The sequence below is a fragment of the Streptomyces sp. 2A115 genome (genome assembly GCF_052245575.1).
GTDB lineage: Bacteria > Actinomycetota > Actinomycetes > Streptomycetales > Streptomycetaceae > Streptomyces.
The window spans coordinates 23,465-36,257 of record NZ_JBQQCG010000032.1 but is presented as its reverse complement, the minus strand read 5'-3'; the positions used below and the strand labels follow the sequence as shown (position 1 = coordinate 36,257).

6 protein-coding genes and 2 pseudogenes are annotated in these 12,793 nt (G+C 71.8%); 3 read left to right on the top strand and 5 right to left on the bottom strand.

Annotated features, from left to right (window positions below; all coding sequences use genetic code 11):
• Positions 1-640: 640 nt before the first annotated feature.
• On the bottom strand, positions 641-1,639 hold the full coding sequence (locus tag ACTWQR_RS26295; protein WP_443229640.1) for a LacI family DNA-binding transcriptional regulator: 999 nt from the start codon (positions 1,637-1,639) through the stop codon (positions 641-643).
• Between the two features lie 211 nt (positions 1,640-1,850).
• On the opposite strand from ACTWQR_RS26295, the gene ACTWQR_RS26290 reads away from it, so the two are divergent.
• The 3 genes and pseudogenes from ACTWQR_RS26290 (at position 1,851) to ACTWQR_RS26280 (ending at position 5,305) form a co-directional block, all read left to right on the top strand.
• A complete protein-coding gene (locus tag ACTWQR_RS26290) occupies positions 1,851-3,155 on the top strand; it encodes an MFS transporter (protein ID WP_443229639.1) in 1,305 nt (434 codons plus the stop codon).
• A gap of 314 nt (positions 3,156-3,469) precedes the next feature.
• Positions 3,470-3,735, top strand: a pseudogene (locus ACTWQR_RS26285) (LysR family transcriptional regulator); the annotation flags it as partial.
• Between the two features lie 67 nt (positions 3,736-3,802).
• Entirely contained in the window at positions 3,803-5,305 is a 1,503-nt protein-coding gene (locus ACTWQR_RS26280; protein WP_443229638.1) for a carotenoid oxygenase family protein, read from the top strand.
• An 88-nt stretch (positions 5,306-5,393) separates the two neighbouring features.
• Here ACTWQR_RS26280 and ACTWQR_RS26275 read toward each other — a convergent pair.
• The 4 genes and pseudogenes from ACTWQR_RS26275 to ACTWQR_RS26260 all read right to left on the bottom strand — a co-directional run.
• Positions 5,394-5,736: pseudogene (locus ACTWQR_RS26275) on the bottom strand (dihydrofolate reductase family protein); the annotation flags it as partial.
• 109 nt (positions 5,737-5,845) lie between these two features.
• Positions 5,846-7,117, bottom strand: a complete 1,272-nt coding sequence (locus ACTWQR_RS26270) for an aldehyde dehydrogenase family protein (protein ID WP_443229637.1) — start codon at positions 7,115-7,117, stop codon at positions 5,846-5,848.
• Positions 7,118-7,386: 269 nt separating this feature from the next.
• Positions 7,387-8,640 (bottom strand): TIGR02679 family protein, encoded by a 1,254-nt coding sequence (locus ACTWQR_RS26265; protein ID WP_443229636.1) that lies wholly within the window; start codon positions 8,638-8,640, stop codon positions 7,387-7,389.
• Positions 8,637-12,791 (bottom strand): TIGR02680 family protein, encoded by a 4,155-nt coding sequence (locus tag ACTWQR_RS26260; protein ID WP_443229635.1) that lies wholly within the window; start codon positions 12,789-12,791, stop codon positions 8,637-8,639. Before ACTWQR_RS26260 ends, ACTWQR_RS26265 begins: the two co-directional genes overlap by 4 nt.
• Positions 12,792-12,793: the final 2 nt, after the last annotated feature.

Here is a 12,793-nt window from a genome sequence, read left to right as displayed (position 1 = left end):
GCCGGCCCCGGCTGTCGGCGCTACTGACAGGGACGGGCTTTCCGGAGCACCCCATCCGCACCGGCGCGCAGCACAAGCCGACGAGCCCTCCAGCGGCCCGCCGGGTCAGCTCGGGTCCCACGGCTCTACGGCCGGCAGCCCCGCAGCGGCGTGATTCTGTGGCGGCGTAGTCCGCGCCACCTCGGCCCAGCAGGACGGTCCCGGTCGTTCGCCGTGCAGTCACGGTCCGTCGGCCAGAAGGACGGCGGGCCATCCGGCGATCTGCCCGCCGTCCACCTTGCTTTCGGGCAGGGTGGCTGGTCCTTCAGGGGCGGGGGTGAATGACCGCTCCCGCGTGGCGGTGCAGGAGAAGCCGAGTCGCCGCCAGGGCGATTCGGCGTTCGGGAAGAGACGGCGCCGAGGCCGGCCTCAAGCAGGGGCGGCATCTCGGAGCCGGGGGAGCGCTGGTCGGTGGCTGCCTGGTCGGTCAGCCGTTGGTGCAGGTCTTAGGGAGGCGGAGCGTAAACTTGATCATGCCGTCATTGGGCCGCTGCCATGGCGGCATGTCATGTTTGGGGATGTACTCGACGAGCGAGCAGGCGAGGATCATGCTCGACCACTGAGACATGATCAACGGCTTCCCAAGGCCTCCGCGCACCCGTCAGGCGGATTCCCGGACACGGATCATGAGCTCGTCCCGGAGGGGTTCGGCGGGGATCTGCTTGCCGTTGAGCGTGTCGACGACGCGGCGGGCCAGGCCCCGCGCGATGGCGTCGGTGTCGCGGACGACCGTGGTGAGCGGTGGCTGTGCCAGCGACGCGTTGGGGATGTCGTCGACGCCGATCACGGCCAGGTCCTGCGGAGCGCGCAGTCCGAGCTGGCTCAAGCCCGCGAGCACAGCGAGGGCCACGTTGTCGTTGAACGCGCAGATTCCCGTCACCGGTGGGTCGGCGGCGAGCCATGCCTTCACCACTTCGGCGGCGCCCGCCGCATCGAGGGGCACGGTCCGGACATCCGGCTCCGGGAGGTCCAGGTCGGCGCAGACCTTGTGGACGCCGTCCAGTCGTGGCTGGGCCAGGACGTCGAGTCCCGGCAGGTCGGGGTAGGCGTAGCCGAGTCGGCGGTGGGGTGCGGCGAGGTGCCGTGCCTGCAGTGCGCCGATCGGTTGCTCGGACACCAGAGAAGGCCGGAGCTCACCCTGCATCGACCCGTGCATCCCCATGACCACCTCGATGCCTGCCGCCCGCATCGCTTCGGCTTCCAGGTCGTCGAACTCCTGGAGGGCCAGCACCGCCGCCGGGGTCATGGCTTTCCAGATGTCCCGCAGGGGGCGCGCGGGGTGGGCCGAGGAGTGCACGAGGAAGGTGAGCCCGTCTTCGGCGAAGGCGTTGGTCAGCTGCTGGATGAGTCGTCCGAGGACATGCTCGATCGGCCAGTCGGGCAGCAGGCCGAGCACGATCTCGGAGCGCCCCGTGCGCAGTGCTCGCGCCGCGGCCGAGGGCGCGTAGCCGAGCCGGGCGGCCGCATCCCATACCCGCTGCCGGGTGGCCTCGGGGATCTTCTGGTGAGGGGAGTCGTTGAGGACGTAGCTCACTGTCGCGCGGGAGACCCCGGCCTCCCGCGCCACATCCGCGCTGGTCACCCGCCTGCCATCGGCCACCCCGGTCACCGCCGCCCTCAGTAGCACCTCTTGTCAAAGCCCACGGCCGCGGTTAGCTTACCCGCTGGATCACTTAACTGGCACGCGTAAGTGAAACGAGTAGGCGCTGGTCGCCGCGCCCGTCCCCCTGTTCGCAGTGGGCCGGACAACTCGGCACGGCCAGGACGCCTGGCTTCCCGCCCTCATCCCCGGTGCTCGACAAGGAGGACCCATGTCCGGCATCAAGGACGCCCCGAGAAGCCCCTGGAAGACGGCGGTCCTGGCCGGCATGGCCTCATACCTGGACGCCGGAGCTCTGGTGACGTCGGGCATCGCGATCGGCGGTTACTATGCCGCCCCGCTTCAGCTCAGCACCGGGACCATCGGGTCCCTGCTGGGCATGCAGACCCTGGCGTTCGCGGCCGGGGCGCTCTTCGGCGGCCAGCTGGGCGACCGGTTCGGCCGCCGGAAGATCTTCACCCTCTCCCTTGTCCTCTACGCGGTCGGCATCCTTCTGCTCCTGGCGGCGGCGGGACCCGCTCTGCTCTACGCCGGTGCCATGGTCACCGGCCTGGCCATCGGCGCGGATCTCCCCGTTTCGCTCGCGCTCGCCAACGAGGAGGCACCGGACGGCAAGAAGGGCACCATGGTGGTGTTCTCCGGCATGCTCTGGCTCGCCGGCATCGTGGCCGTTCTCGCCCTGAGCTCCTTTATGGGAGTTCAGGGCATGCTCGGCGGCCGGATTCTGTTCGCCCATCTGCTGGTCGTGGCGGTTGTCGTGCTGCTGTTGCGTCTCACCCTCCGCGAGTCGGCCGAATGGGCAGCCGCCCGCCGGGCCGCCGACACACACGCGACCGCAGGTTCCCAGACCATCGAGTTCGGCCACATCCGAGACCTCTTCCGGGCGCCGGTCGTGTACGTCCTCCTCGCCACAGGCCTGTACTACGCCACCTGGAACCTCGGTGCGAACACCCTCGGCCAGTTCGGCACCTTCCTGTGGACCGGTCTGGCCAAGGGAGAGGTCGCACAGTTCTCCCAGCTGACCTTGATGGGACTGCCGATCGGCTTCGTCGCCGGCCTGCTCTTCATGAGGGTGGTCGACAAACCGGCTCGGCACATCTGGTTCGCGGTCGGTTCCGGACTGATCGTCCTCGCCTGGGCGCTGCCCGCGCTGCTGGGGCCGAGCAAGTCCACCCTGGTCGCCGTCATGCTCATCTCCGGCTTCGGCAACTCCTTCGCCGGGGAGTCCGTCTACAAAGTCTGGTCGCAGGAGCTGTTCCCGACCCTGCTGCGGGCCACCGCCCAAGGTGTCACGATGGCCTTCACCCGGGCCGTCGCGGGTCTGGCCGCCCTGGGAACTCCCGCCTTCGCCCTGGGCCACCCCCGCCTGATGTTCGCCACCCTGTTCGGCCTGTCGTTGGCCGCGGCGGTCATCGGCCTGCTCTGGATGCCCCGCCTGCCGAAACCCCTCCAGCCCGAAGGGCCGACCGCGCCGACCATGTCCTCACCCGATACGACCGCGGAGGCAACCGCGTGATCCGATACTGCTGAAAGCCAGTGGCGCCGTCTTGGCCCGGTTCGACATCTCGGGCCAGGACGAAGGCGTCGGCGACATGTCCAGCCGTCCCACAGGGCACCGGACCGTAGCCGGCACACCGAGGCCCGTATCCGCCGCCTGCGGCAGGACCGCACCCGGCCGCCCCGCAGGCGTAGACCCGATCCTCGGGCCCGTGCTCCCGACGGTGCGCCGCGCCACACCCCGCCAAGCATGTCCTTGCGCGACGCTGCCAGGGCAGCGCCTCGTGGGAGCCAACTGTCTTTCCTGTCAGTCAGTCCCGCTGACGCCGCTGCGGGTGCGGGCTCGCGGTCGCGCTGGAGGTGAACGACCTGCTCGACCTGGTGGACGAGGACCTCGGCACTGTCGTCGTACCTCGGCACTTCCGGCACAAGCGCGCCTCGCCCGCCGCCGTCGCCCTCAAGGGCACGGGCGACGCGATGTACGAGACAGTCGAGCCGCTGCCGCCCCGCAGGCCACCAGTCCGGCGGCCCGGCGCCCGATGACCCTGCTCGAAACAGGGGGCTTGGCAACACCCCCGGACGGGGCCCACCACTCCTGACCCGGCCCGCCGCCGAACGCAGACTCGTAACTGTCCTTCACGGCAACTGCGGTCAGGGGTAAGGGAAATGACGGAACATACACGACGGAACGTGCTGCGCGGCGCGGCGGCGATCGCGGCAGCGGGCGGACTGGTCGGCACCGGAGATGGGTCGCAACCGGCCGTTGCGGCACCCCTGGAGACGGCAACGCGGCGCTTTCCGTTTCTGGAGGGGGCGTTCAAGCCCGTCACCGAGGAACTGACGGCCTTCGACCTGCCGGTCACCGGGCGCATTCCGCGCGAGCTGAACGGGCGATACCTGCGCAACGGACCCAACGTCCTGGGCCTCGAGGACCCGCGCGCCCACCACTGGATGCTCGGCGAGGGCATGGTGCACGGTGTCCGGCTGCGCGAGGGCCGCGCCGAGTGGTACCGCAACCGCTGGGTGCGCTCCTCCCAGGTGGCGAAGAAGCTGGGCGAGCCCTACCCAGGACCCGTGCCGCCGGACGACTTCCCGAACAACACCCATGTGATCCCCTACCGCGGGCGGATCCTCGCGCTGCAGGAAAGCGGACCGCTGCCGTACGAACTGGACGACGAGCTGAACACCGTCGGCACGTACGACTTCCGGGGCACCCTCAAGGGCCCGCTCACCGCGCACACGAAGTACGACGTGCACGCAGGTGAGCTGCACGCCATCGCCTACTACCCAACCTGGGACCATGTCCGCCACCTCGTCGTGGATCCGACGGGGCGGGTGTCTCGCACCACGAAGATCCCGGTGGCCGATGCGCCGATGATCCACGACTTCGCGCTCACCGAGAAACACGTGGTGATCCTCGACATGCCGGTCACCTTCGACCCGGCTGCCGCCGAGCGCGGTGACATCGTGCCGTACATCTGGAACCGGAAGCACCCGGCGCGGGTCGGCGTCCTGCCGCGGGCGGGCGGTGCGGGGCGCTGGTTCGAGGTGGACCCGGTCTACTACTCGCACACCCTCAACGCGTATGAGGAGGGCTCGGACATCGTCATCGACATGACGAACTTCGACGCACCCTTCTACGTCGCCGGACGCGGCTCGGCCGGACCCTACGGGGCGGACACCGCCAGGCTCGACCGCTGGACGATCGACCTGCGGCACGGCCGGGTTCGGACGAAGACTCTCGACGACCGCCCACAGGAATTCCCGCGCGTCAACGAGACGTTGGTGTCCCGACGGCACCGTTACGGCTACTCGGCCGCTGCCGCCGACATGACGCTGGCCTATCTGACGGCAGACGGCAATCCGCCCGACCGCGCGTTCAGCAATGCGCTCATCAAACACGACCTGCTGCGCGGCACGAGCCAGGTCCACCGGCTGCCACGGGACGCGGCGGCGAGCGAGGCGGTGTTCGTGCCGTCCGACCCGAACGACCCGAAGGCGGCCGAGGATGACGGGTACGCGATCGCGTACGTCCACAATCCCGACCGCGGAGCGTCCGACCTCGTGATCCTCGCGGCCCAGGACTTCACCGGTGAGCCGGTCGCCCGGATCCACCTGCCGGGGCGCGTGCCGCTGGGCTTCCACGGCAGCTGGATTCCGGACGCATGACGCTCGATTTGAGTGGGGGGCACGGTGCGGAACACGGCGACGGCACGCCGTGCCCGGCCACTGTCAACAACGCCTGTGATCAGTACACCTAGCGCGCCACGCGGTAGCGGAGGTAGACGACTCTCGAGCTGAAGGTGCGGGTCTCGACGAGTTCGAGATCCACCTGGCGCTCGCGCTGGGGGAAGAACGGAATGCCACCGCCGAGGAGCACCGGGTAGACCCTGGCCCGGTACTCGTCGATCAGACCCAGCAGGGGCCGCCTCGGCGGCGAGAGTCGCGCCGCCGATCGCGATGTTGCCGTCCCCCGGCGCGGCTCGCAACCGCTCGATCTCGTCCGCCAGGTCGCAGGTTGCCACGCGGGCATTCCCCTGCAGCGCCGACAGCGTGGTGGAGAAGACCACCTTGGGGAGCGGCTTCCAGAGCGCGGCAAACACGGTGCTGAAGCGGATCATGCTGGGCCCCAGGCGCGGGGCGAGCGAGGAGCGGCTGGCGCCGAGGCCTTCCTGGGCCGGCGGAAGCCGGCTCGGGTGCGGTATCGGCTCAGCTGTGCATGGACGTTGCGGGGCGGACGACGTATTGGCGCAGGTACAGGTCTCGGTAGGTGACGGGGCCGCGGGGGCCGGGGACGCGGTCGATGTTGATGCCGGTTTCCGGCAGGTGCAGGAGCTTGAAGCCGTCGAGGAGACGCGTGGTGGAGTTCCAGAAGACGCCCGAGCCACCGTAGGCGTCCATGAACTGGGCAGCGGCGTCCGGGTCCTGTGTGATCACCGCAGCGGCAAGGCCGGAGGTCTCTTCGTTCGCGATCCGCGCTGCTTCGAGCGGGCCGTCCGCGGCGTCGATCGTCACCGTTGCGGCATGCTCGGAGTCCAGCGACCACTCGTAACCGCGCGCGTGGGTGTGCGGCGGCAGCGACGCCGTGATGCCCAGGTCTTCGAGAGCCTTCAGGATGCCCGGCAGCAGCTCTTCGTAGACAGCCCGGTCGATGAGCAGCAGATTGAGCCGGTTGCAGACGCCCAGCCGGTCCAGGCTGTTGCTGACCAGCTCATGCACCATCTTCTCGTCGGCGTCCCGGCCTGCGTACAGCACTGCGCCGCCGTCCGCGTGTGCCAGGGTGCGCACACCGTGGCGGGCGGCCGCGCGGCCGAGTTCCCGGGTGCTTTCGCCGCTGCCGCGCAGGATGACCAGGGGAACGGTCTCGGGCAGCGACACCAGTGCGTAGGCCGCCGCTCGGTCCTCGCTGGGTACCAGCTGGATGGCGTCCGGGTGCAGTCCGGCGTCGGTGAGTGCCGGCGTGATCACGTGGGTGATCAGGGCCTGGGAGGAGCGCAGGGCCGCCGAGCCGGTGCGCAGCACGCCGCCGTTGCGGGATTTGAGGAGCTGGGAGGCGACGTCGAGAGTCACATTCGGGCGGGCCTCGAAGTTCGCGCCGATGACACCGACTGGGCGGCGGCGCTCCAGCAGTACCAGGCCGTCGGGGCGTTCTTCGAGGACGCTGTCCCGCGGCTCGTGCGGCACATCCGCCAGCGTACGCAGCTGAGTAGCCATGTCGTCCAGTCGCGGACCGGTCAGCCGCAGGCGATCCTGCAGTGCCTTCGACATTCCGTTGGACGCGGCCGATCTCAGGTCGTCCTGGTTCGCCGCTGTCAGCGTGTCGCGTGCCGTGTGCAGCCGCTCGGCCATGGCGCGCAAGGCGGTGTCGATCTCCGCGTCCGACGCCTGAGCCAAGGCGGCCGAGCCCTGCTTGGCCCGGACGGCGCAGGCGTGCACCGCTTCCTGGACGGAGCGGGGCACGCTCTTCTCGTTCCTGCTCACAGCGGTCCTTTCACGGTTCAGCGCATGACGTGGCAAGAGGATGCCAGGAGGATTGTTCAACAATCCTCGGATGGGAGTCACTGTAAAACGCTCGGTTTTCTTCTGGCAAGGGTGCCGGGAGGCCGCCGCTCACCCAATGGCGCGGATCGAGCGGAAAGCGGTGGACTCAACTGATCGTCGCAACACCGCGTGAATCGGAGGTGGAGCGATGGGCGTTGGCCCGCAGCGGTGTTGCCGCGTGACGTCCACGTTCCACCTGCGCGACGGCCTCAGGGCGCGAGGTCGGTGAGGAGGGTGTCGAGGACGGTCTCTTCCTCGACGCGCACCCCGAGTTCGGTCAGGGCCGGGGAGAGGTCGGGATCCCACGCGGCGTTGGCCGGTGGGCCGGTCAGGGGTGGGGCCAGGGGTGCGGCGGCGGCCGCGGTGCGGTAGTCGGCGGCGGTGTAGCGCCAGGGCTGCCAGGGGACGCGGCGCAGCAGGGCGTCGGCGATGCGCAGGCCGCCCCAGTCGAAGTCGCCGTGGTAGCGGAGCGTGGCACCGCGGGTGTACAGGTGACGCAGCAGGGTGAGGGCGGCGGCCGAGGGCTGGCCCTGGAGACAGACCAGAGCCGGGCAGGCGGGGCCGTGGATGTCGGCCGCGGTGGCCAGGACGGTCGGGTTCTCGCACACGTACACGACCGCAGGTGCCGTGCTCGGCGCGCTGTGGGTGAGCTGGCGCAGCGTCAGGACGGCCGGTTCGCCTGTGTCGGCCATCCAGTCCAGAGCAGCCGTGCCGCGCAGACCCAGGGTGAGGACGGTGGAGGACAGAGCGTCCCTGAGCAGGCCGGCCGAGGCCCAGGCCTCGCGGCGCCATTCGGTTCCGCTGCCGTCCGGGAAGCCGGTGAGGGCGCGTACGCCGGACAGGACAACGGTGGCGAGCGGGGTTGTGTCGTCGAGGGCGTGCGCGTCGCCCAGAGTGTTGTTGGCGAAGGCCGGCAGGGACACGGCCGGGTCGGCGGGTAGTGCGCGCAGGGCTGTCGTGGCGTTGATGAGGAGGGGCTTCGCCGCTTGGGGGGTGCGGGCGAGGCGGCGAACGAGGCCGTCTTGGCGCAACCGGTCGGCCCACTCGGACAGTTCGGGCGGCAGTGTGGCCAGTGGGGCGTACGCATCCTGCCAGGCGTTCGCCTCCTGTTCGCGCACGTCGGTAAGCCGGGCGATGGGACCGGTGAGGGCGATCACGGCTGCGGCGAGGCCGGGGCTGATGCGGGAGCGGCGCAGCACGGCGTCCACCGCGTCGAGGCGCACGGTCAGTGAGCGTCCGGTGCCCGGGCTGCGGCCCAGCAGGCGTTCGGCGGCGGCGCGTTCGGCGGTGGTGGGGGCGGTCAGCGTGACCGGGCCGGTGAGTGGTTCGTCCCGCTCCATGCGGCGTCGGACGCGCTCGACCAACCAGGCGAGACCGGGGTCGCCGAGCAGGCGGCCGAGACGGTCGCGATCGACGCGCGCCCCGGGTTCCCCGGGGGACGCGGGCTGCCCGGGCGTGCTCATGCCCACAGCACGTCCTGGCCGGGGTCGCTGCCGTCGGCCGGCCCGGGCCCGGGTGCCCCCGCGCCGGCCGCAGTGGCCGCGGTCGCCGCCTGGACGGGGAGTACCGCCAGGCGGTGGTCGGGTTCGTTGCCCCGTACGCGCTCGGTCCCGTCCCATTCCCAGCGGGTCACCAGGACCGCGGCGATCTCGTCGACGCGGGAGAGTTGGGCGATGGCGATGCCGGGGACCTGGGGGTAGCAGGCCCATTCGCGTTCGCTGGTCATCACCACGTCCAGGTCGAAGGCGTGCAGCAGGCCCAGGCACTTGGCCCGCGAGTCGTCGTCCACGCCCGCGAACGCCTCGTCCAGGGTGACCAGACGCGGAGCGTCGGGGGCGGCCGTGGCGTAGTGCGAGGAGGCGGCGGCGAACAGGGGCACGGACACGGCCAGGACCCGTTCGCCGCCGGAGGCGGGGCCGGTGGCCGGAACCCAGTTGCCGTGCTGGTGGCGTTCGATGCCGAACTCGTGCCAGGAGCGGTAGTCGAGCGCCGCGGTGAGCACCTCCAGCCAGCTGCCTGCCGCATCGTCGGACTGCCGGCGGGCGATCTCGGCCTGCAGGAACTCGCCGACCGCCGCCCGGTCCTCGAGCGCCCAGGCGTCCGCGGACTGGCGCAGGCGTTCGCGTGCCTGGGCCAGTCCGGCAGGTGCTTTGCGCGAGGGGCGCCACATCAGACGCAGTTTCATGCCGGTGGACGTGGGCCGCTCCTGAAGTTCGGCGTTCATGGCCCGCACCTGCCGCTCGGCGGCCGCGATCAGTTCCTGAAGGGTGCCGGCGACTTCGGTGAGCAGGTGGGTTTCGAGGATCTCGCGTTCGTGCGCGGACAGGATGCGCGCCAGTTCGGTCACCTCGGTGGCGAGGGCCGCGGCCAGTTCGGGCACGGTCCGCCGGCGCCCCTGGTAGACGATGTCGACGACCATGCCGTCCTCGACCATGCGGGCGGTGGCGCTGTGGCCGCCGCGGGAGAGGGCGTCCTGGAGTTTCTTGTACTCCTCGCTGAGCCGTTTTTGTACGCGCTCCCATGCGCCGTCGGAGTCGTCGGTGCCGGACGGGCCCGACAGCTGCGCCTCGATGGCCCGGGCGAGCGCGACCGCCGGGGTGGCCGCCCACGGTCCGCCGTCCAGCGAGGGCACGACCGTCTCGGGCAGGGCGACGGTCAGCAGGCCGGTGGCCGCGAACCGCTGGAGCGCGGCGATCGCCTCGGCGCGGGAGGCGGCGGCCTCGTGTACGTCCTTCTCCAACTGCTCGATGCGGCCCTCCGCATGGCCGACCCGCCGGCCGGCGGCGGTGTGCTCCTCGCGGGAGACGCGCTGGTCGCGGTCGCACGCGGTCAACGCCTCGGCGGTGGCGGCCAGGCGCCGCTCCAGCTCCGCGACGGCGGCGCCGACGGTGGAGCGCAAGGTGGTGTGGCGTTCGTCCGCGGCGGCCGCGAGGCGGGCCGAGTCCTCGGCCCGCAGGGCCAGTTCGGCCACCCGGGTGCCGGCTCGCTCGGCTTCCGCGCGCTCGTCGGCGACCGTGCGCCCGGCGTCGGCGCGTTCGCGCAGGGCGGGCCACAGGGCGGCCAGGACGGCGGTGTAGTCGGCCAGCGCCTGGCGGACAGCGGTCAGTTGCGGCCGGTCGGCGGGCAGGTTCACAGCGGCTGCCGTGTCGGTGAGTTCGGTGGCTGCCTCGGCTTCCTCCCCGGCCGCCGCGGCCAGTTCGGCGGCGCGTTCGTCCTGGCGGGCACGGGCGCGGTGGGCGGCGTCCCCGGCGGCCGCGGCCAGCGCGTGCGCGTGGCGCAGGGCGGCGTCGTCGGGGACGGCGGCCAGTTCGGCGTCCAGGGTGCGCCGACGCCGGGCGACCGTGGCCCGCTCGGCCTGCAGCTGGTCCAACTGGTGTGCCAGAGCCTCGAGTTCGCCATGCAGGACAGCGATCCGGGCCCGGAGCGCCTCCTCGCGGGCGCCCTCGCCCACGTACATGGCGGCCGGCTTCGACCAGCTTCCGGTCAGTGCTCCGACGCGGAAGCGGCCGTCCGCCGCCACCCAGGTGTCGCCGCCGGAGCCGAGACCCACGGCGGCCAGAAGGCGGGCCACGGTCTGCTCGCCCACCGCCATGGCACGCGCGTCACCGTGGTCCACAGCCGGGCGCAGCACATCGGCAAGCACCGGCCCGGCGAGCGCTGCGCCCGGTGACAGCAGAATGTCGTGCTCGTCGGCGGACACGGCGGTACCGTCCGGGCGCACCCAGGCATCCAGGAGACCGGAGGCCTCCAACGCCGCCTCCACGCCCGCGCGTTCAGCGGCGGTGACGTGGTCGTGGAAGTCCACCAGACGCCACAGCGGCGCCCCGGGGGCCTGGTCGCGGACGCCGGGAGTACGCGTGTGGGGTGCCGTGGGACCGCGCTGGCCGCCCGCCTCCAGGCCGGCCAGCTCCCGCTCGGTGTCGGCGCGCCGGGAATGCAGTTCGGTCAGCCGTTGACCGAGGGCGGCCGTCTGGTCGGCCAGGTGCGCGGCCCTGGCGCGATGGGCGTCGGCGGCGTGCACGCGCGCGGGTGAGGGGCCTTGGAGGTGCGTGACCCACTCCTGCAGAGCGTCCAGCAGGCCCGCCGGATCCTGGGGCACCAACTCCTCACAGGTATCGAGGTGTTCGCGTGCGGTGGCGACCAGTTCCCGGCCCGCCCCGGCCGCGACGGCCTCCGCCTGCGCGTACCGCTCGGCGGTGTGCCCGGCCTCGGTCTGCGCCTCATCCAGGCGGCGGGCGGCGGCGCGCCGCTCGGCGGCGGCCTGCTCGGCGCGCGTCGCCAGCTCCTCCACGTGGTCGAGGGTGCGCCGCCTGCGGGCCACCGACTCCTCGGCCGCGTGGCGCAGTTCGGCCTCCGGCGCACCTTCGGTGCGCAGATCACCGTCGAGGCGGGCGGCGGAGGCCGCCTCCCGCTCGCGGACGAGTGTGTCCACGACCTGCTGCTCGGCCGCCGTAAGCCGCCTGTCGGCACTCTCGAGGCGGTCCAGGGCACGCGTGTGGACCTGGGCGGCCTGCTCCCGGTCCGCCTCGGCGCGGGAAAGCTCCGCGGCGGTGCGGCGGGCGTCGGCCGCCGCCTGTTCCAGCTCCCGGGCGCTGCGCATCTCCGGGCCCTCCCGCAGCGCAGCCTCCTGCGCCTTCAGCCGTGTGGCACTCTCCTCCAGCTCCGCGATCCGTCCGGCGATCCGCTCCCGGTCCTCCTCGGCCTGCGACCGCTCGCTCTCGGCCTGCACGAGGTCGCGGTTCAGCTGTTCATAGCGGGCGTGTTCGTGGCGGGGGAGCCGGGCGCGGCGGCGGGTGGCGACGCGGGCGTAGCGGCGGTAGTGGTCCAGGAAGGCGGCGGCGGCCCGCTCGGCCTCGGTGGCCGCCCGCAGCTCCTCCTTCTCCTCATCCAGAGACCGGAACGCCTCGGCCACGTCGGCGATCACCGCCTGGTCCATGGGCGGCAGTGCCTCGGTCAGCGCACGCGACAGCGCTGCCTCGTTGGGCCGTTTCGACAGCTGCGGCTGGCGCAGCTGGATGAGCAGGTCCACCAAGGCCGCGTACCGCCGCTCACCCAGCCCGAACAGCGCCTCGTCGACGCCCCTGCGATACGCGGTGGCGGTGTCGTAGACCATGCCGTGCCCGGCGAGAGCTTCCGCGAGCCGGTCCCGCGACAGCGCGGTGCCGGTGGCGTCGAGCAGGCTGAGCTCCGGCCCGATCCGCTGGTCGGTGACGGCGTACCAGTGGCGGGCGATGCCCCGCCCCGCCACCGCCTTCAGCCCGCAGGCCAGGGTGAGGAAGCGGTCCTGTCCGGCGGCCTCGTCGTGGCGGCCGAACTCGATCCAGGTGTAGCCCAGCCGCTCGGGGTGCGGGTGCTGCCCGCCCAGCAGCAGGTTCCACTCCATGCGCTTGCCCGGGTCGGCGTCCGGCTCCACGCGCCGCGCGGACAGGTCGCCGTCCAGGAGGAAGGGCAGGGTGAGGGCGAGGACCTTGGACTTGCCGGTGCCGTTGTTGCCGCGCAGCAGCAGCCGTCCGTCCCGGAACCAGAACTCCTCGGTGTCGTAGTAGAAAAGGTCGACGAGGCCGATACGCAGCGGCCGCCACCGGCCAGGTGCGGGAGTGGGCAGGGCGGTCACAG

What these genes read in the sequence shown, in the direction of transcription:
- ACTWQR_RS26290 (WP_443229639.1), top strand. Translation starts at nt 1,851, where the DNA reads ATGTCCGGCATCAAGGACGCCCCGAGAAGCCCCTGGAAGACGGCGGTC.
- ACTWQR_RS26280 (WP_443229638.1), top strand. Translation starts at nt 3,803, where the DNA reads ATGACGGAACATACACGACGGAACGTGCTGCGCGGCGCGGCGGCGATC.
- ACTWQR_RS26265 (WP_443229636.1), bottom strand. Translation starts at nt 8,640, where the DNA reads ATGAGCACGCCCGGGCAGCCCGCGTCCCCCGGGGAACCCGGGGCGCGC.